The organism is Streptomyces sp. NPDC051987, assembly GCF_040680735.1.
In the GTDB taxonomy this organism is placed as follows: Bacteria; Actinomycetota; Actinomycetes; order Streptomycetales; family Streptomycetaceae; genus Streptomyces.
Map to the genome: position 1 here is coordinate 80,185 of NZ_JBFAXI010000006.1, position 18,607 is coordinate 98,791.

The following is an 18,607-nucleotide window of genomic DNA, read 5'->3' on the forward strand; positions in this document are numbered from 1 at the left end:
GCTCAGTCGTAGGTGACGCTCAGTCGTAGGTGACCCTCAGTCGTAGGTGACCCTCAGTCGTAGGCGAGCACCATCCGGAAGCGCGCGGCCCCGGTGAGCATCTTCTGGTACGCCTCGCCCGCCTGCTCCAGCGGTACGGTCTCGATCGTCGGGCGGATCCCGTGCAGGGCGCTGAACTCCATGGTGTCCTGCACGTCCCGCGCGGTGCCGGACGGGTGGCCGCGGATCACCCGGCCGCTCAGCAGCAGCTGGAGCGGGCTGATCCCGAGGGGCTCGGGGTCGGCCCCGATCACCACGAGTTCGCCTCGGGGCGCCAGCCCGTCCACGGCCGCCGAGATCGCCTGGGAGTTGCCCGCCGTGGCGAGCACGGCGCGGGCACCGCCGAGCGACCGGAGTGCCTCCCCCACCGGGGTCTCGGCCGTGGAGTCGACGTAGTGGTGGGCGCCGAGCTGCTTGGCGAAGTCGGCCTTCTCCGCGCCGCGGGCGACGGCCACCGTCTCGAACCCCATGGCCACCGCGTACTTCACCCCGAGGTGGCCGAGTCCGCCGAGCCCGACGACGGCGACCAGGTCCCCGGGCTCGGCCGGGCTGCGCCGCAGGCCGTTGAAGGTGGTCACGCCCGCGCAGCCCATGGGGGCCGCGTCGGCCGCGGTCAGGCCGTCGGGGATGCGGGCCAGCGCGTCGACCGGCGCGACGACCCGCTCGCCGAAACCGCCGTCGTAGCGCCAGCCGGGCACTTTGAGGTTCTCGCAGACGACGAAGTCGCCCCGGCGGCACGGCTCGCAGTGGAAGCAGCTGCCGCCGAACCAGCCGACCGCCACCCGGTCGCCGAGCTGCCAGCCCCAGTCCTCGACGCCCTCGCCCAGCTCCTCGATCCGTCCGGCGATCTCATGGCCGGGGACCACCGGGAAGGTGACGCCGGGCAGTGCGGCGGTGACGAAGAAGGTGTCGCTGTGGCAGATGCCGCAGGCCTCCACGGCGATCCGCACCTGGCCGCGCCCCGGCCGCGGCACCTCCCGCTCGACGATCTCGAAGCTCCCACCCGGAGCGGTCACCTGCGCGACTCGGTACATACTCATGGGTCACTCCCGGAACGGGTACGACGGGCACGGTCCGCTGCCCCCTCCCCCAGCACACCAGTTCCGGGCCGATCCCGCGCGTCGGACGCCGGGCACCGGGGCGACGCCCCGTCGTGCGGTGCTGGTGCCCCGGCAGGCGACGTCTGCCCGTCGAGGAGCGGCGTCCGGTGCGCGCCCTCGGCATGGCTGCCGGGGCACTAGGTCCTCTTCGGCGGCGTCGGCACGCACCGCAGGGCGAGGCCCGCGGCGGCCAGGTAGGCGAGTGCGCCGGCGGCCATGCCGGTGCGCAGACCGGTCGTGTAGTCGGTGGCCGTGGCGAGCAGGCTGCCGCCGAGCGCGACGCCGGTGGCGCTGCCGATCTGCCGGGTGGTGTTGAACAGGGCGGAGGCGGCGCCCGAGTACGCCGCGGGCGCGGCACCCATGACGGTGGCGGTGGCCCCGGTGAGGGCGAAGGAGGTGCCGAAGCCCGCGGCCATCATGGGGGCCACCAGCAGCGGGTAGCGGGGGTCGGCTCCCGCCGCGGCCCAGCCTGCCAGGCCGAGGGCGGCCAGCAGCATCCCGGAGACCACCAGCGGACGATCCCCGGTGCGGCGGGCCAGCCGACCGGACAGGACCGAGGCGAACATGGTCATGGCCACCGCCGGAAACAGCGCGAGCCCGGTGCCGAGGGCGCTGAAGCCACGCTGGTGCTGGAATTCCAGGCTGGCGGTGAACACCATGCCGTAGAAGGCGAAGTTGAACAGCAGGCCGATGGCGGCACCCCCGCTCAGCGCACGGGAGCGCAGCAGGCTCGGCGGAAGGACGGGCGAGCGGGCCAGCCGCTCGCGCACCACGAACGCCACGGCGGCCGGCACGGCGAGGCCCAGCCCGGCGAGCACCGCCGGATCCGACCAGCCCCGTCGGCCGGCCTCGTTGAGCGCCGCGGTCAACAGGGCAGCCGTCAGCACCACCGCGCACTGCGCGGGCCAGTCCAGCGGCCGGTCGGCGCGCCGGGGCGAGCGGGCCACATGCCGCAGCGTCAGCAGCAGGCAGGCCGCGCCGACGGGCAGGTTGACGAGGAACACCCAGCGCCAGCCCAGGGTGGAGACGAGCAGGCCGCCCAGCAGCGGACCGGCGGCGGCCGCGATGCCCGCCATCGAACCCCACAGCCCGAAGGCCCGCGAGCGTGCGGCCGACGTCGGGTAGGCCTGCTGGAGCAGCGCCAGGGAGCCGGGCACGATCAGGGCGGCGCCGAGCCCCTCCACCAGTCGGGCCACGATCAGGAACGGGGTGCCCGGGGCGAGCGCGCAGCCGGCCGAGGCCAGGGTGAACACCGTCACGCCCGCGCAGAAGACCCGGCGGTTGCCCAGCCGGTCGCCCAGCGCGCCGCCGGTCAGCAGGAACCCCGCGAAGACCAGGGTGTAGCCGTCGGTGATCCACTGGATGCCGGTGAGCGAGGCCGACAGCTGACGGCCGATCACCGGCACGGCGACATTGATGGCCGTCACATCGAGGATGACCATGAAGTACCCGGCGCACACCGCCAGCAGCGGCGCCCAGGACCGCCGCCCGGCCGACTCCGCCCCTGCCACGGTCCCCACCCGCCGTCCCCTCCACCGAGGCCCGCCACCGAGGCCCGCCACCAGAAGCCACCATAGGCGGCATAGGCCGCATATCCGGGACATGGGGGGACGGTTCGCGATCCGGACACCCGTGAGACGGGACGGCCATCCGGTGTGCGGGGTGACGGGAGGTCTACGGCGCGGGGCTCGCCGCGCCGGGCACGTTCGTCGCCGGGGCGGTCAAGGGGGACACCGGCGGCGGGGAGGCCTCTCCCGAGTCGGCCTGGACGACGAGGACGACGGCGATGACCGCCGTGGTCAGGGCAGCCATCGTGGCCAGCCACCAGATCCCGAGCGCTTTCGCATGAGCGGCCATGGCACCCCCTTCCGACGCGGAGCGTACGCCGTCGCCTGAAGAAAGGGATCTCTTTTCACAGCACACGACAGTCGGCCGCCGCACGCCGCCGGCCTCACCGCCACATTGTGGCCGTCTTTCCCGCTCGTCGCACCGGATTGCCGAATCCGCACGGGAATTGACCCGATATCAGAGGGAACGGCAGCCCCTTCACCCCTCGTCCGCCGCCGATTCGGCCCCTTGACCACGCTCACGCGGTCGTCGCCCCTGCGGCCGGGCAACCGGTTCCGCGGGCGTCGGCGACCACACGCGGCGAAACGCCGTCACCGCCCTCACGGACGAGGCCCCGCGCGGCCCCGTGGGCCGCACAGGCGCACGCAGCGGGCGTCAGGTGCCGAAGCGGCGGCGGGCGGTCTCGATGTCGCCGAGGTACCGGTGGGTCCAGTCGCACATGCCGTCGACGGTGGCACGCAGGCCCTGGCCCGGGGCGGTGAGGGTGTACTCGACCCGGGGCGGCACCGTGGGGTGCACGGTGCGCTCCACCAGGCCGTTGCGCTCCAGCATGCGCAGGTTCTGGGTGAGCATCTTGTGGCTGATGCCCTCGATCTCGTCGCGCAGTTCGCTGAAGCGCAGGGTGCGCTCGCCGAGGGTCTCGATGATCAGGAACGCCCACTTGTTGGCCACGTCGGAGAAGATCTCCCGCGCCAGGGAATCCGCGCGCCTGAGGTCCGCGTCCTCGGGAGAGCCGCTGAACTGCTTGGTCACCATCGGGTTCCCCAGTCACTGAAAAGTGCGTTCTTCCATGTCAGAGGTCACTCTCCTACGGTTCCCCAGTAACCACAAGAGAGCGCCGGCGCCCGGAGGGCGGGGCCGCGAGCCCACGGGCGCTCATGGCAGCTCATGGCAGCTCATGGCAGAGGAGACGGACAGCATGGCTATCACCCTGGTCGACCCCAGCGGACTGCCCAGGATCGACGTCTACCGGCAGGTGTCGATCGCAACCGGGTCGAAGCTGGTCTTCGTCGCCGGACAGGTCGCCTGGGACGCCGACGGGGTCACGGTCGGCGAAGGCGACCTCGCCGCTCAGGTCGAGCAGTGCTACCTCAACATAGGCACCGCCCTGGCCGAGGCCGGCGGTTCGTTCGACGACGTCGCGAAACTGACCGTCCACGTCGTCGACTGGACCCCCGACAAGATGCCCGCGCTCCTTCAGGGCGTCTCCCGGGCAGCCGCCCGGCTGGGAGTCACACCGGTCCCGCCGACCACACTGCTCGGCGTCGCGGCACTGGACGTCCCCGACCACCTGGTCGAGATCGAGGCCACCGCGATCCTCGACTGAGCGCACGTTCGGCCGGGCCGGGGCGACCGGATACAGTGCGCGAGGGGGCAGCCCGGTCAGAGAGGGGAAGCGTGACCGACACCAGCGACACCCGGCCCGCCGACAGCGAGGCGCGGGCTCCGCGGCGGAGCCGACTGCACCACCTGATGCGTTACCTCCCGCTGATCGCCCCGGTCCTGCTGTGGGCCGTGCCCTGCTGGGTGCTGCTGTACACCGGCCAGCACTGGCCGGTGCCCGTCACGTCGGCCGGCACCGCGCTGTTCGTCCTCGGCCTCGGCGGCATGCCGCTGGCGATGGTGCGCGGCCACGGCCGACGCCAGCAGGACCGGGCGGCGATCGTCGGTGACACCCTGCTGGGGATCAGCTGGGTCCTGTTCACCTGGTCCGTCCTGCTCGGCGTGGTGCTGCGGCTCGCCCTGACCGTGGCCGGCGCCGGCACGGGCCAGGACCGGGCCCGCATCGTCACCTGGGCCGTCCTCGGCACCACCGCCGCACTGCTCGCCTGGGGGCACACCGAGGCCCGCCGCGTGCCCCGGGTACGCCGCCTCGACGTGCGACTCCCGCGGCTGGGCGCCGGATTGGACGGCCTGCGCGTCGCCCTCATCACCGACACCCACTACGGCCCGCTCGACCGCACCCGGTGGTCGGCACGGGTCTGCGAGACGGTGAACGCCCTGGAGGCCGACCTGGTCTGCCACACCGGCGACATCGCGGACGGCACCGCCGAACGCCGCCGCGCCCAGGCCCTCCCGCTCGGCACGGTACGGGCCACCCGCGCCCGCGTGTACGTCACCGGCAACCACGAGTACTACAGCGAGGCCCAGGGCTGGGTCGACCTGATGGACGAACTGGGCTGGGAACCGCTGCGCAACCGCCACGTGCTGCTCGAACGCGGCGGCGACACCCTCGTGGTCGCCGGCGTGGACGACGTCACCGCCGAGTCCTCCGGCCTGGCAGGCCACCGCGCCCACCTCGCCGGAGCCCTGAACGGCGCCGACCCCGACCTGCCCGTCCTGCTCCTCGCCCACCAGCCCAAGTTCGTCGACCGGGCGGCGGCCGCCGGCGTCGACCTCCAGCTCTCCGGCCACACCCACGGCGGCCAGATCTGGCCCTTCCACCACCTGGTCCGCATCGACCAGCCCGTCCTCGCCGGCCTCAGCCGGCACGGCACCCGCACCCTCCTCTACACCAGCCGCGGCACCGGCTTCTGGGGCCCGCCGTTCCGCGTCCTCGCCCCCAGCGAGATCACCCTCCTCGTACTCCGCTCCACGCCACCGCCGGCCTCGGCGTAGGACAGGGCGGCCCGACGCATCCGCCGAGAGCGGTGTCCGAGCCGCGGGGAAGCAGGCAACGGGCGCCCCCGATTCGGACCGCTTCGCCACCCCGTTCTGCGAGACTCAGTACTCACGGCGCCGGGGTGGAGGGGGATCCGAGATGGCGAAACTGACGGGCGTTCACGGCATCGGAATGCACCAGCGCGGTCGGCACCAACTCCTGGCAACCTGGGGACCCGCGCTGGCCGACGGCCTGGAACGTGCCGCCGGGCACCGGGTGGAACAACCGTCGGTGGATCTCGCTTTCTACGGGGACCTCTACCTGCCGGTGCCACGAACCGCGGGCAAGGCGGCCGCGGGCCGGAAGGAACTGGACTGGGACGGTCTGACCGACCAGGAGATCACGCACCTGCGCGCCTGGCTGTCCGACGCGCTGACGCCCGAGCAGATCGCCTCCGTCCCTTCAGCGGCAGAGAAGGGCTACACCCGAGTTCCCCGCCCCCTGCAGGCGCTGCTGTACGCGTTCGACCGCTGTTTCGGCGCCGCCGCCGCGGTGCTCTACCTCGGTGTCCTCCGCCAGGTGCACAGATACCTCGCCGATCCGGGGCTCAAGGCCGCCGTCGACGCTCGCGTCAAGGAGGCCGTCACCCCGGACTGCCGGGTACTCGTCGGCCACTCCCTCGGTTCGGTCGTGGCCTACGAGTACCTGCGGCAGAATCCAGAGCACCGTGTGGAGGCGTTCATCACCGCGGGCTCGCCCCTGGGACTGCGGATGGTCCGCGAGCGCATAGTCGTGGAGGATCTCCCGGTCGGACTGTGGACGACGGTACGCGACCTTCGTGACCCCGTGGCGTGCGCGGGGCGGCTCGGCACGTGGTGGCCGCAGATCGCGGCACAGGAGGAAGTCGTCGTCGACAACGGAGGCGACGCGCACGCCGTCGAGCGTTACCTCAGCAGTCGTACCACCGGCGCTCTCGTGCTGCGTACCCTCCCCGAACTCGCCCGCGCCTGACCACCGGTGCCCGTCACGGCCCGTCGCCCTCGTCCAGCGCCGCCGATGTCGCATACGCGTTGAGGGCGCGCAGCCTGACCAGCGGCAGCCGTGGATCCGTCGCCATGTCCGCGTCCAGCCGCACCGAGCGCGTCGTGCCCGGGGCCATGTGGAACCATGCGTCGTCCGTGCGGTAACCCCTCGCCGACACGACCACCCACTGCGCGAGTTCGTCCGCGGTGACGTCCACCGTCCAGCCGCGGGCGTCCCGCCGCAGGACGCCCCGCAGCACCCCGGCACGCGGCGGCCGTGCCTCCTCCCCCAGCACTGCCACGTGGTCCGCGACCGTGTGCCCGTCGGCGGTGACGAACACCGCCTGCAGTACCTCACGGGAACGCGACCCGAAACGGTAGGCGTGGTTGAGGTCCGTGAACCTGCCGATCAGCACGTCGGCATCCACCTCGACGCTTTCTCCGGCGGGCACGCGCATCTCCATGTGGCCCTCGTCGAGAACTCCGCCCCGAGGCCCCCACGTCCGCACCCGCAAGCGGCCGCGCAGTTCGGCGGAGGTCTGGTTCACCACCGTCAGAAACGTCCCGTTCAACCCTTCGTCGTGCACCAGGATCGCCCTGCGGGCGAGCACACGACGCACCGCATACCAGGCGGCCTTCGGCCGGCCGTAAGCATCGACCAGGCCCCAGCCCGCCCCGGGCACGGTGTCGCGCAGCGCCAGGACCACGGCGCCTGCGCACGGGTCACGGGGACGGCGCCACTGGCTCAGGACGGCCGTCATGGCGGAGCAGACCGCGGCCCGTCCGAGGTCGAGATACCGCTCCGGATCGGTACGGCGCACGTCATCGGGATCGACGCCCAGCACCGTCCTGACGTAATGGTCACGGACGTCCTCGAAGTCCCACGACGCCGTGCGGTCGCGTGGCACGGCAGCTTTCCACCGCGGGTCATGGCCCGCCACGCGGGCGTCGCCGAACGCCGCCTCCACGCTCTCCTCCTCCGGCGGAACGCTGAAAGCAAGGCACTCGGCGGCGAAGCGCACCCCGGCGGTTCGCACGTCGGACACGGGACGCAGGTAGGCCCCCACACCGAAGTAGTGTGCGATGCCCTCCCCGGGACGGTGCGGCAGTGTCCCACCCGTTGGTGAGGAGGTGACGTAGGGCACCTCCGGAAGCCGGTGGCGCAGCAGCCGCGGGATCGTCGTCGTCACCGCGCGGATGTCCGGCTCGCCCGGTGGCAGGCCCAGCAGCAGGGGCTGCTGCTCGGTCCCGTCGCCGCCGCAGACAACGGTGGTACTCGGTCTGCCCGCAAGCCGGTCGGCCAGTTCCGCCACCTCGGCGGTGAGTTCCGCGGTGAAGGCACCGTCTTCGGGCGGGTCGAGAGCCGCGAGCATGCAGTCCTGCCAGACGAGGACCCCGAGGTCGTCGCAGGCGTCGTGGAAGTCGTCCGTCTCGTAGACGGTGCCGCCGACCACCCGGAGCAGATTGAACCCCCCGTCCCGTGCCTGCCGCACCGCCGCCGCGACCTCCGCGGGGTCGCTCCGCAGCGACACGGGGTCCAGCGGTGTCCAGCACGCGCCGGCCACGAAGACGGGAACACCGTTGACCCGCAGGCCGAATCCCCCGTCATCGGCAGCCTCGACGGTACGAAAGCCGACCCGGCCCAAAGTGATCCACACTCCGTCCAGCTCGATGTCGACCTGGTACAGCGGCTGTTCACCGTGTGTGTGGGGCCACCACCGACGCACCGCGGGCAGCCGCACACGCGTCACGTGCCGCGCGGGCGATCTCGTGTCGCACGCGACTACGTGGTCGCCCACGCGTATGCGGCTGCGCGACACCGCGCCCGCGCCCCTGAGGGACACGTCAGCTTCGACGATCCCGCAGTCGCCTTCCAGCCAGGTGCGCAGAGCCCGCCCCACCACGACGGGCCGGTCCACGGGAAGGAGAGCCACGTCGCGCCAGGGACCGACTACCGGCGAAGGGACGAGCCAGCCGGGTGCCCGGCCCAGGAGGGAGGTCCGCAGGTACCGCCACCCCTGGTCCTTGACCAGGGGTGCCTTCCAGCGAGGCCGCGGGCGACGGCCCACCACCAGCGGCGTGGCGGCGGCGCACCGCAGCACCACTTCCGTCTGACCGGCCAGACCGGCCAGTTCGACCCCATGGGAGCGGAACATGTTGCGGCTGTGCACGACGTGCCGCCCGTCGACCCAGACGTCCGCGATGGTGGCCACGCCCCCGAGACCGAGCCACCACCGAGCGGTTCCGGCCGGCACCTCGACGACGCATCGCCACCACCAGTCCTGGCCGTCGTAGTCCTCCACCTGTGCTCGCGCGGCGCCGTGGACCGTGCGCAGCGTGCCGGCAGCGGTCCCGGGAACCTCCGCCGGGATCCAACCGGACCGCTCCTTCAGCAGGTCCGGCCCAGGTACCTCGCCCGGCGCGGTGGCGAGCATCTCCCAGTGCGCCCCCGCGAGCAGGTCCGGCACCGTGCCCGGCCTACCCCATGTCACGGTCACACCAGCCCCCGCCGCCACCGGCCCAGGCAGCCGCACCGGCCATTCCCCTAGCCCATGCCGCGGCAACGGTCCGCAGCGCCCGCTCGAGGTCGCCGTGCCCGCGTCTCCCCAACCGTGCCAGGGTGAACTGCGCCGTCTTCGCGCCGACCGCCGCGGCAGTGAACGCCGCGGCCACCGAGGGCGGAGGTCCGCTTCCGCGCTCGGTCAGCCACGCCAGCACCGACGCCGACAACTCGGCACTCGCGCCACACTGCCGCAGGGTGCTGAAGGCGAACTGATGGAACGCGGTCATCCCCTGCGCGGACAGCCGGTCCAGCTCCTCCAGCACACGCAGACGCAGCCGGTCGACGGGGTTGTCGGCGGGCCGTCGGGCCACGTGCTCGACGACCAGCCGGCGGGCGAGGTCCACCTGCCGAGCGCTCTCGTGCCGCACCACCCGGTCGAGCACGATCACTTCGACATACGGAAGAAGCCCCGCATGGACGTCGTTCTCACCGGTCCGCAGGACGGCGTCGAAGTCGGCATCCGACAGCTCGTGATAGCCGGCGCCGTGAAAGTACGCGAGCCGCCTGGCCGAGGTGTCGATGGCGTTGGGGACGACTGTCGACTTCGAGTGGGTGCTCCTGTAGGTGGTGCCCACCGTGTCGGGAAGGTGAAAGGCGTCGGCCTCGACCGTCAGCAGCCGACCCCCGGCAAGGTGTTCCTCGACGTGCTGGACCAGCGGCCGCCACAGGGTGATCTCCTCCACGTGCAGGCCGTAGAGCTCCCTCAGATCCTCGAACGGGAACTTGAGGAAGCGCCACTGGTCACCGACGAAGTCGGCGGACAGCGCGCAGGCTGCCGCCGGCGTCGGGTCGAGGCCGAGGGAGTGAATGATCTCGATCCACACGTCGGCGCTGCAGTTGGTCTCCGGCCACTCACGGTCCGGACCGTGCAGCGCGTGTCGCAGATAGGTGTCCGCGTCGACGGGAACCACCGCCTTCACAGCCCCAGCACCTGCCGGACGCCGCCGGGCCAACGCGCCGGCTCCAAGCCGTGGAAGTACAACAGGGCGAGCGCGAGGCGCTCCAGACCAAAGCCCACGCACGAGGTGTGCACAGGCCCGTCGGGCCCCTTGATGCCGAAGGCGGCGCCGAAGTGGTCCCCGTGATAATTGCAGGAAGCCAAGGCCACTGTCGCGTGCTCGTCTGTGGTATCCGGGAGCCGCAGGGCGACCACCGCTTCCGTCTTCGCCCCGGCAGCGAGCTGGTTGGCGGCCAGGAGTCGGCCGCCTCGGCCGAAGAACGGGTCAGCGGCCGCGGCAGGTGCCGCCGCCAGTCCCAGACGGTCCAGGAACTCCAGGCTGCGGGCGACCCACCGGTCGCGGTGGGCGCGGGCGCCGTCCGCGTCGCCGAGATAGACGTATTCGCGCTGCCGGAACGCCTGCATACGGAAGGGGTCCTGGGACGGTTCCCGGCGGAAACACTGTCCGCGGATGTCCAGCACCCGCCCGTCACCGATCTCGGCGTCCCTGTGCATGGCGTACGCCGGATGGCAGGCAGCAGGCACCAGCGCCAGAGCGGGGGACCGCGGCGTCACCCGTCGGCTGTCTTCCGGGACGGCTGCGGCACGGTCCGACGGGGGACGGACGTCCGCGTCCCGGCCGAATGAGGACACGACCCCGCCGAGGTGGGGAAACGCCTCCGGGTATCCGGTGGTGTGGCAGTCAGCGGCCGGGTAGACGGGCGGAAGTCGTAAGGCTGTGGCCCGCTGGTCGGAGCCGGTCCTGGTGAGGGCGTTCTGAACCGCGTCGACGACGGCCTCGAAAGCGGCGCCGTGGCCGTAGACGCCCTCGGCACCCAGAGGTATCAGGAGCCCGCGGCGCACGAGTGCGGTGCGGAAGGTGCCGGACATGGGCTCGTCGGCCATCACACGTCTCCGGTGGCGAGCAGGAGACGGGCCGCGTTGGCCGCTATGCGTTCGTTGCCCACCATGACCAGGCCTCCGTACACGTCGCGCAGGAGACGCCCCAGGGCATGTCTGCCGTCGTTTCGGTAGCCGGCCAGTCCGGTGACCGCCAGCGCCCCCGCGACGACGTCGACAGCGAGCCGGGACGCCGAGATCTTCAGGTTGTTCATGGCAACGACCGTCCCAGGCCTGGCCAGTTCGTCGCCGGATGCCTCGTCGCAACGGGACGCGGCGTCATGGACCAGGACCGTGAGACGCTGGTGCGCGCCCGCCACCTCGACCAAAGCACGGCTCTCGGCGGGGAGGACACCTGGCGACCGGCGCGCCGACTCACGCAGGAAGCGCTTCGCCGTGTTCAGCGCCCGGGTCGCCAGGCCCAGCCACACCGACCCCCACAACACGTGGGAGACGGGCAGCATGGTGTGGGACAGGATGTCCGCGAACGGGTCTTGGAGGACGTGGGTGAGTGGCCCGCCGGCCCGTAGTCTGCGGGGCGGCCCACAGGTGCCACGGAAGCCAAGGGTGTCCCAGGTGCCGGTCTGCTCCAGCTCCAGCTCCGGCCTGCGGCACAGCACCAGCACTTGGTCGTGCGGCGAGCTGTCGGCAGATCGCGCGGCGCTGACGAGCGCGGCGTCGGCGTGGGCGCCGTACGACATCGTCGGCACCTGCTTGTCCACGCGGAACCTGCCGTCCGCCGACTCCAGGAAGCATCTGCTGGTGCGCGCGTCCCCGCCGGCACCGGTCTCGGACGTCGCGGATGCGATGAGCAGCTGGCCTTCGGCGGCCTCCGCGAGGAAGGCGCGCAGGGCGGTGCTGTCGCGCGCGTGCCGCAAGAGGCAGGCGACCTGGACCTGGTGCGTGGCGAAGATCAACGCCGTCGAACCGCAGGACGTCGCGAGGGCTTCCACCGCGCGTCCGACCTCGGCCAGTCCGGCGCTCTCGCCGCCCAGTTCCGACGGAACCATGGCGAACAGCGGGCGAGCCTCCCGTAGCGCGGTCAGGGCCTCCACGGGCAGGCGAGCGTCGCGGTCCACCTGTTCGGCGGCGGGCCCTGCCGCGGTCCTGGCCACGCGGGCCGCCCGCTCGACCGTGGGCTCCGCGGCGGGGCCGTTCGGCGGGATCGTCATGGGGCCACCGCTCTCATCTCGTCCACCGCCGCCTGAATTGCGCGGATGCTGGAGAAAGTCGATTTCCGCAGGAGGCGGTCGGCGAACTCGATGTCGAAGGCGTCCTCCAGGGCCAGCATGACCGTCACGCTCGCCAACGAGGTCATGCCCCGTTGGTAGAGGTCGTCGCTGTCGGCCACAGTGCTCACGGGTACGGCCAAGCGTGCGTGCTCTCGCAGGACCCGCCGTATGGTCTCCGTGTCCGGGTGGTCGTTCCTGTACGTGGGGCTGGTCATCCCGCGTCTCCCCCCGTTCCCGCCGCTTCCGTTGCCGCACTTCGGTTCCAGGGTGTGAAGGACAGGCCGCGCTGCCGCGGTGCGCGAGTCCGGGGTGGTGGGGACCCGGGGCGGCGGACCATCACGTTGTCGAGGACGAGCACGTCGAGCCCGCTACGGAGGAACGTTTCGACAGCGTCGCCCCGCGCCAGAACCATCGGCTCACCCGCCAGGTTGAAAGAGGTGTTGATGACGGTCGGCACCCCCGACAGCTCGTGGAAGTCGAGAAGCATGCGGTGAAACGCCGTCTGCGCCGGTCGGACCACCTGGGGCCGTGTCGTCCCGTCGACATGGACCCCTGCCGGGACCGTTCTCGTGGCCGCCTCGCGCAGCGGACGAGTGGTGAGCATGAACTCGGCGGCCGGGGGCGGCTCTCCCTCGAAGAACCGTCCCCAGTGTTCCTCGGGCACCGCCAGCGCGAGCGGCCGCCATCCTTCCCGCCCCTTGATCCGGTTCACCCGCGCCAGCAGGTCCCGGCGGCGTGGGTCGCACAGGATGCTGCGCGCCCCCAGGGCCCGTTGGCCTATTTCGGCGCGTCCCTGCCACCAGCCGACAACCAGTCCGTCCGCCAGGCACTCCGCCGTCCGGCGAGCCACCGTCCCGTCTGGGCACTCTTCCACGTCGAACTGTGCCAGGGCACCGATGGCCGCCGGTCCGGACCGCGGCGTCCGCGGCCCCCAGAACGCACCACGCATCCTGCTGTACGTCCGCCGGGGGGTGCCGCGCAGTTCCCGGTCCGCGAGGAGAGCGGCACCCAGGCTGACGCCCGCATCATGCGGGACCGGCGGTATCCACATCTCGCGGAAGAGCCCGGACTCGGCAAGACGGCCGTTGGCCGCGCAGTTCAGGGCCACTCCGCCGGCCAGGACCACGGTGTCGCACCCGGTCATCCGCCGGGCCGCCCGAGCCAGGGCGAGGAGTGCCTCCTCCAGGGCGTGCTGCACCGAGGCCGCGAAGTCGGCGTAGGCCATGACGTCCGAGGACAGGGCGGGCGCGAAGGGGAAGTTGGCCGTCCGGAAGCGCTCGCGCAAGCGGCTTCTCATGACCGCGTACTGCAGGCGCACGGGTGTGCCAGGGGGAGGAGCGGTGCTCACGGCGTAGTCCTCGAGCCCGGCCACCAGTGGGACCTGCTGCCTGGGCTGTCCGTAGGAGGCGAGCCCCATCAGTTTGCCGGCCCCCCAGGAGGTGAGACCGGCCCATTCCGCGGCCCAGCCGTAGAAGTGGCCCAGAGAGTGCTCCAGCCCCCAGGACTTCAGAACCTCGATGCCGTCGGGTGTACCTACGGCCAGGGTGGTGGCGACCGATTCGCCACGTCCGTCCGCCACGATGATCGCCGCCCGTGGCAGGCCGCTGGTGTGGAAGGCGCTGGCGGCGTGTGCCAGGTGGTGGTCGACGAAGTGCACCGGGACGTGCCGGGCCCGCTCGGCGGCCGAGGGTCCCAGCAGCCACCTCACGAACCGCGTTTCGTCGAACTCCTCTCCTTCCACGGCGGCGAGTTCAGGGGCGTTCCATCCGACGGCTATCAGGTCGAGGTCGGCCACCCCGATCCCCTCGTCGTCGAGGCACGCGTGGACCGCGGCGCTGGGCGACTCACCCATTGCGTAGCGTCTGCGGCTGAGCCGTTCCTGCTCCACCATCACGACGAGTTCGCCGTCGCGCAACAGCGCGGCGGACCCGTCGTGGGGGCCCGTTCCGACTCCGAGCACGTACGCGGGTGCCTGCGGACCGGCCATTCACCGCCTCCCGGAGCAGTGCGTTGCCGCCTCTCCCTGGAGACGCTCGGCAGCGGAGAACAGAAACGTGAGCAGGCCGGGATCTGCACAGCGTCCCTCCGGAGGGACGCGCAGAGCGGTCACGAATCTGTTCCAGAAGCACTTCATGGCGACGATCGCGGTGATCTCCAGGATCTCCTCCGTATCGACGTACCCGGCCAGGTGCGCCGCGGTGCCTTCGGGGACCTGTGCCGCACCGAGCGCGACCGACCTCGCGTAGGCCAGCAGCGCGGCGGTCCGGTCGTCCAGGGCCGGCGCCGGTTCCGCGAGTGACCGGATGACATCTGCCGGCACGCCCTCCTCCAGGGCCGCGCCTGCGGCGTCGTCGATGCAGTACCGGCAGCCGTTGAGCAGGGAGGTGTACAGGCACAGCAGGGCACAGGTGGCCGCGTCCACGCGGTTCATGGTCACGAACATCTGCTCGGCGCGGACCGTGGCCTGCCAGGCGGCCCGCGACGTGGCGACGGCCCGGGTGATGTTGCGGACCCGCCCGAAGACCTTCCGGTCATGGTCGACCAGGGGCCTCATCCTGTCAGGGAAGTCGTCTGTCGGCCGCAGTGGCACCCCCGGCGCCCCTCCTTCAGCTCCGCGGTACTCCGCAGCGTCGCTGTACTCCGCGCTCATGCGAGGACCGCCTCGGCGGCCGCCGACTCCTTGTCGGCGAGCTGTTCCAGGAGGCGGACCAGGCGGCGGCGCTGGCGCGGCAGTGCAGCGCGTTCGTGCATGGCGAGTACGTGGAGCGTGTACCAGGCTTCCGTCAGCTCCGTGAAGAGCGAGGCCGGCAACCGGGCCGCGGAGATACCCTCGTCGGCCAGGTACTCGAAGAGGCGCGCCGCCTGGTAGCGCTCGCCGGCGACGCGGCACACGTCGATCCGCCCCTCCGTTTCCCGAGCTCTTCGGATGTACGCGGTGAGTGCCCGCTGCGACGCCGGATGGCTGTCCCCCAGATGCTGCCGAACCAGATCCAGGAGTCGCTCCGGCGACACGTCTGCGCGGGGGCCTCGCATGAGGGCGTAGAGCTTGAACGGCTCGGCACGTCCCTGGCACGGTGCGGACCGTGCCTGCTCGTATTCCCCGAGGGTGAGGTCGACAGCCTGCCCCTCGTCGAAGACGCGGACGGTCCCACCCCCGCGCCGCGCCACCAGGACCGCCTTGACCACATGGTCCGTCGGTGACTCCGAGGCGGGGTAGAGCCCGGTGGAGCAACCGCCGCCGGCCGCGGTACCCGGCAGGTGAAAGCCGTCCACCTCCACAATGACCGGTACGTCGCGGGCAGCCAGCGCACACTCGGCACTCCGCGCCTCCGATGCTGTGGAGAAGGTCCGGATGGCCACCACGATGCCGGTTGCCCGAGCAAGGACGTCTGGCCATGTCATCGACCCGAACAACACCTCGCCACCGGCCCACCGAGCACCCCAGGCCAGCCCGAGACGCTCCCAGTAGCCGGGGTGTCCCCGCATGGCGAGCACGTTGGCAACCCACCGCCAGTGGCACGTGGCGATCGGCGTCTGCTCGGGATAGGCCAGCTCAATGGCATCGCCGCCCCAGGCCGACGGGTCGGGCCGCAGGCAAACCCGGCCCGTCACGGCTCACCACGAACAAGCAGATCCCAGACCGCCTTCCGCAGATCCCCGACGGACGTGAGGTTCGTCAGTGTCACCATCTTCTCCACGGGCCACAAGGAACCGAACTCGCCCTCGAGGTCCATCAGCAGACTCAGCATCTGGTACGAGTCCAGGCCGGCGTCGGCCAGCGTCATGCCTTCGTCAGGAAGACAGGCGGCCGGCAGAGCGGCTTCCACGACACTCCGGAACGCCTGCTCGAAGCGCCCGGCGGAGACGGAGGGCTCGTTCGCCATGCGCGGCTCAGCCGCTCATCTCGTCGAGCAGGAGATCTTGGAGACTCACCGCCACCACGTGACGACCAGTGCCCACGGCCATCTGCCCCTCTCTCAGGTCGACGGCGTATCCCGGAGACGTCTGCGGGATCGCCAGACTGCGTTGTGTCACTACATCCCAGAGCCGCACGGAAAGGTCGTCGCCGGCGGACGCGATGATCAGGCGCTCCTGGAAGACGTCCGCCGCCACACCCCACACCCCGTCGGTGTGCGCCGCCAAGGTGGCCAGCGGGCCGCCGGTCAGGTAGTTCCACACCCGGACCTCCCCGCTCGCGCTCGACGCGGCCAGGACCGGCTGGCCCCTGAGCTGCCCGAACGCGACGTAGCGGACACCACGGGCGTGCCCGTACAGGCGGCGCAGGTGCTTGCCCGTGGCCGCGTCCCAGATCCAGACGCTTCGGTCGGTGCTGGCCGCAGCGATGACGGTGCGCCCCTGCCAGGAGTCGCAGGCGACGCCCCAGATGCGCTCCTTCGACCCTTGCAGAACCAGCAGGCGTTCACCGGTCGTGGCGTCGTGCACCAGCACCGTCCGATCACGACTGCCCGAGACGACAATGGGGCGGCCGTCGACCTCTCCGGCAGCGACACCCCAGACACTGCGGGTATGACCGTCGAGAGACAGGAGCTGCGCGGCACTGTGGACGTCCCACAGGCACACCAGGCCGTCGTGGCCGCCGGAGACCACCGTCTGACGCCCGTCCACACGGACTGCGGCGATGGACAACACCCCACCCTCGTTGGCCTGCCAGTGTCTGAGCAACTCCCCCGTCGTGGCGTCACGTACGTGAAGCGAGCCGTCGAGCGATCCGGAGATCAGGGCCCGCGTGTCGTCGACGTCGGCGAAGGCGACACCCCGCACGGGACCGCGGTGTGTGTGGTCCGTCGCGACGGCGGGCGTCCCGCTGCCCCACATCCACACGCTGCCGGCGACCTCCGTCCCGGGAGCGTCGGGAGCCAGGCTCTCGTGGGTTGCCGGGTCCCAGATCCGGATGGAACGGTCGGCACTCGCCGAGACGAGCACGTCCCTCCCGTTCAGGGATGCGAAGGCCAGTGCGCGGACGCCTCCGAGGTGTCCGGTCAGCACGGCGAGGCATTCGCCGGTGCGGCAGTTCCACAGCCGGATCGTCATGTCTGCGCTGCCCGAGGCGAGCACGGGATCGCTGCCGATGACGCCGAACGCCACGGAACTGGCGACCGCCTGATGCCCGGTCAGCCGGTGCAGGGCCGCTCCTGTCCGCCCGTCCCAGATCCAGACGGATTCGTCCGAGTTGGCCGTGGCGACGACTGATCCGCCGTCCACCTCGGCCACCGCCACACTGAGGACGCTGCCCGGAGGACCGGTCAGACTGAGCAGGTTCTCGTGGGTGATCCGCTGCCAGACATTGACGACGCGGTCCATGCCACCGGACACCAGGACCGGCACATCTCCGAACGCGGCCGCCGTCACGTCGGCGACCGCGTCTCGATGTGCCCTCAACTCCCCGAGCTGGGCCCCCGTGGACAGGTCCCACGTCCTCAGGAAGCCGTCCTCGCTGCCGCAGACCACCGCCGGAACGTCACCGTCCGGCACGAACGTGAGGCAGGTCAGCGGCGCCGGAGCCGCGATCCGGCGGACGAGGTTGCCCGAGTCCACGTCCCACGAACGGATCGTGGCGTCGGCGCCGCAGGACACCACGAGATCCACCCCGGCGCAGCGGACGATGCGCAGCCCGCGGATCGCTCCGTGGTGAGCCTTGTAGGCCAGTACCGGACCGCCGGTGGTGCCGTCCCAGATCTGGATGTGGTGGTCGACGGTGGCGGTGGCGATCAGCGGCCTGCCACGTACCGACGCCACATCGAGCGCCGAGAGATCCTGGGAGCCGATGCGCGGGCGGTCGGGGAGCGCCGCCGGGAGGCCTTCGGCGAAGTCCAGTCGCCACGGCTGCAGGGCGAGGCTCAGCGGATCGGTCCGCAGTTCGACGGCCGGCTCCTCGCAGGCGCATTCGAGCGTCAGGTTGGCGATTCGCTGGGCGAAGGTGCCGCCGACATGGGATGAGCCGAGCCTCATGTACGAACGGGCGATCCCCGCGCTCGTCGGATCACCGTGGGCGGCGACGGACAGAAGCTGAGGGATGAGGCGCTTGGGATCGGCGGCACCGAGAAAGCCGACATCCTGCAGGAGGTCGCCGATAAGGTCGCCGAACGAGGCGTGAGCAGGCAGGTGTTGGCGGATGTAGCTGTTGACGGTGAGCCAACCCAGGCTCTCCTGCCGGACGTACACCGCCAGTAACTCGGCGATGCGACGTTGGACGTCCCGCTCGGAGTCCACGCTCAAGGGCCCCCTCAACTGAGCCGCAGCCGTGTTCCGTATCCTACGATCTGTAGAGGTTTCGGTGCAAGGAGGCGGCACCAGAGCGTCAATGGATCGGAACCGGGTCCTGACCCGGCGGCTGAGGGTACGG

17 protein-coding genes are annotated in these 18,607 nt (G+C 71.5%); 3 read left to right on the forward strand and 14 right to left on the reverse strand.

Annotated elements, in window-relative coordinates; genetic code table 11:
• Positions 1–53 precede the first annotated feature (53 nt).
• The 4 genes from AB0M11_RS05140 to AB0M11_RS05155 form a co-directional block, all read right to left on the reverse strand.
• The gene (locus AB0M11_RS05140; RefSeq protein ID WP_365701502.1) at positions 54–1,079 is read right to left on the reverse strand and encodes an alcohol dehydrogenase; all 1,026 of its coding nucleotides are present in this window, start codon (positions 1,077–1,079) and stop codon (positions 54–56) included.
• 197 nt (positions 1,080–1,276) lie between these two features.
• Positions 1,277–2,581 carry an MFS transporter gene (locus AB0M11_RS05145; protein WP_365701704.1) on the reverse strand — a complete coding sequence of 435 codons (1,305 nt, stop codon included), beginning with the start codon at positions 2,579–2,581 and terminating at the stop codon, positions 1,277–1,279.
• A 232-nt stretch (positions 2,582–2,813) separates the two neighbouring features.
• The gene (locus AB0M11_RS05150; RefSeq protein WP_365701504.1) at positions 2,814–2,996 is read right to left on the reverse strand and encodes a hypothetical protein; all 183 of its coding nucleotides are present in this window, start codon (positions 2,994–2,996) and stop codon (positions 2,814–2,816) included.
• 366 nt (positions 2,997–3,362) lie between these two features.
• Positions 3,363–3,743 carry a helix-turn-helix domain-containing protein gene (locus AB0M11_RS05155; protein ID WP_365701506.1) on the reverse strand — a complete coding sequence of 127 codons (381 nt, stop codon included), beginning with the start codon at positions 3,741–3,743 and terminating at the stop codon, positions 3,363–3,365.
• Between the two features lie 163 nt (positions 3,744–3,906).
• Between AB0M11_RS05155 and AB0M11_RS05160 the strand changes: the two genes are divergently transcribed.
• From AB0M11_RS05160 to AB0M11_RS05170, 3 genes are all read left to right on the forward strand, one after another.
• Positions 3,907–4,314 carry a RidA family protein gene (locus AB0M11_RS05160; RefSeq protein ID WP_365701508.1) on the forward strand — a complete coding sequence of 136 codons (408 nt, stop codon included), beginning with the start codon at positions 3,907–3,909 and terminating at the stop codon, positions 4,312–4,314.
• A gap of 71 nt (positions 4,315–4,385) precedes the next feature.
• A complete protein-coding gene (locus AB0M11_RS05165) occupies positions 4,386–5,606 on the forward strand; it encodes a metallophosphoesterase (protein WP_365701510.1) in 1,221 nt (406 codons plus the stop codon).
• 142 nt (positions 5,607–5,748) lie between these two features.
• Positions 5,749–6,600 carry a hypothetical protein gene (locus tag AB0M11_RS05170; protein WP_365701512.1) on the forward strand — a complete coding sequence of 284 codons (852 nt, stop codon included), beginning with the start codon at positions 5,749–5,751 and terminating at the stop codon, positions 6,598–6,600.
• Positions 6,601–6,613: 13 nt separating this feature from the next.
• On the opposite strand, the gene AB0M11_RS05175 is transcribed toward AB0M11_RS05170, so the two are convergent.
• The 10 genes from AB0M11_RS05175 to AB0M11_RS05220 form a co-directional block, all read right to left on the reverse strand.
• Positions 6,614–9,103 carry a glycoside hydrolase family 2 protein gene (locus tag AB0M11_RS05175; RefSeq protein WP_365701514.1) on the reverse strand — a complete coding sequence of 830 codons (2,490 nt, stop codon included), beginning with the start codon at positions 9,101–9,103 and terminating at the stop codon, positions 6,614–6,616.
• A complete protein-coding gene (locus AB0M11_RS05180; RefSeq protein ID WP_365701516.1) occupies positions 9,090–10,094 on the reverse strand; it encodes a DUF1839 family protein in 1,005 nt (334 codons plus the stop codon). Before AB0M11_RS05180 ends, AB0M11_RS05175 begins: the two co-directional genes overlap by 14 nt.
• Complete coding sequence (locus tag AB0M11_RS05185) at positions 10,091–11,017, reverse strand: hypothetical protein (protein WP_365701518.1); 927 nt, start codon at positions 11,015–11,017, stop codon at positions 10,091–10,093. Before AB0M11_RS05185 ends, AB0M11_RS05180 begins: the two co-directional genes overlap by 4 nt.
• Positions 11,017–12,183, reverse strand: a complete 1,167-nt coding sequence (locus tag AB0M11_RS05190; protein WP_365701520.1) for an acyl-CoA dehydrogenase family protein — start codon at positions 12,181–12,183, stop codon at positions 11,017–11,019. The genes AB0M11_RS05185 and AB0M11_RS05190 overlap by 1 nt, the downstream gene beginning before the upstream one ends.
• On the reverse strand, positions 12,180–12,458 hold the full coding sequence (locus AB0M11_RS05195; RefSeq protein WP_365701522.1) for an acyl carrier protein: 279 nt from the start codon (positions 12,456–12,458) through the stop codon (positions 12,180–12,182). The genes AB0M11_RS05190 and AB0M11_RS05195 overlap by 4 nt, the downstream gene beginning before the upstream one ends.
• Positions 12,455–14,230: a carbamoyltransferase C-terminal domain-containing protein gene (locus tag AB0M11_RS05200; protein ID WP_365701524.1), complete on the reverse strand. Its 1,776-nt coding sequence runs from the start codon at positions 14,228–14,230 to the stop codon at positions 12,455–12,457. The genes AB0M11_RS05195 and AB0M11_RS05200 overlap by 4 nt, the downstream gene beginning before the upstream one ends.
• Entirely contained in the window at positions 14,231–14,797 is a 567-nt protein-coding gene (locus AB0M11_RS05205; protein WP_365701526.1) for a hypothetical protein, read from the reverse strand.
• A gap of 92 nt (positions 14,798–14,889) precedes the next feature.
• Positions 14,890–15,855, reverse strand: coding sequence for a hypothetical protein (locus AB0M11_RS05210; protein ID WP_365701528.1), 966 nt, complete (start codon positions 15,853–15,855; stop codon positions 14,890–14,892).
• A complete protein-coding gene (locus tag AB0M11_RS05215) occupies positions 15,852–16,127 on the reverse strand; it encodes a phosphopantetheine-binding protein (protein WP_365701530.1) in 276 nt (91 codons plus the stop codon). Before AB0M11_RS05215 ends, AB0M11_RS05210 begins: the two co-directional genes overlap by 4 nt.
• A gap of 7 nt (positions 16,128–16,134) precedes the next feature.
• Entirely contained in the window at positions 16,135–18,474 is a 2,340-nt protein-coding gene (locus AB0M11_RS05220) for a WD40 repeat domain-containing protein (RefSeq protein WP_365701707.1), read from the reverse strand.
• Positions 18,475–18,607: the final 133 nt, after the last annotated feature.

Bases quoted from the DNA above. Each gene is read 5' to 3' on its own strand.
- AB0M11_RS05140 (WP_365701502.1), bottom strand. From the start codon at position 1,079: ATGAGTATGTACCGAGTCGCGCAGGTGACCGCTCCGGGTGGGAGCTTC.
- AB0M11_RS05145 (WP_365701704.1), bottom strand. From the start codon at position 2,581: ATGGTCATCCTCGATGTGACGGCCATCAATGTCGCCGTGCCGGTGATC.
- AB0M11_RS05150 (WP_365701504.1), bottom strand. From the start codon at position 2,996: ATGGCCGCTCATGCGAAAGCGCTCGGGATCTGGTGGCTGGCCACGATG.
- AB0M11_RS05155 (WP_365701506.1), bottom strand. From the start codon at position 3,743: ATGGTGACCAAGCAGTTCAGCGGCTCTCCCGAGGACGCGGACCTCAGG.
- AB0M11_RS05160 (WP_365701508.1), top strand. From the start codon at position 3,907: ATGGCTATCACCCTGGTCGACCCCAGCGGACTGCCCAGGATCGACGTC.
- AB0M11_RS05170 (WP_365701512.1), top strand. From the start codon at position 5,749: ATGGCGAAACTGACGGGCGTTCACGGCATCGGAATGCACCAGCGCGGT.
- AB0M11_RS05185 (WP_365701518.1), bottom strand. From the start codon at position 11,017: ATGGCCGACGAGCCCATGTCCGGCACCTTCCGCACCGCACTCGTGCGC.
- AB0M11_RS05190 (WP_365701520.1), bottom strand. From the start codon at position 12,183: ATGACGATCCCGCCGAACGGCCCCGCCGCGGAGCCCACGGTCGAGCGG.
- AB0M11_RS05195 (WP_365701522.1), bottom strand. From the start codon at position 12,458: ATGACCAGCCCCACGTACAGGAACGACCACCCGGACACGGAGACCATA.
- AB0M11_RS05200 (WP_365701524.1), bottom strand. From the start codon at position 14,230: ATGGCCGGTCCGCAGGCACCCGCGTACGTGCTCGGAGTCGGAACGGGC.
- AB0M11_RS05205 (WP_365701526.1), bottom strand. From the start codon at position 14,797: ATGAGGCCCCTGGTCGACCATGACCGGAAGGTCTTCGGGCGGGTCCGC.
- AB0M11_RS05215 (WP_365701530.1), bottom strand. From the start codon at position 16,127: ATGGCGAACGAGCCCTCCGTCTCCGCCGGGCGCTTCGAGCAGGCGTTC.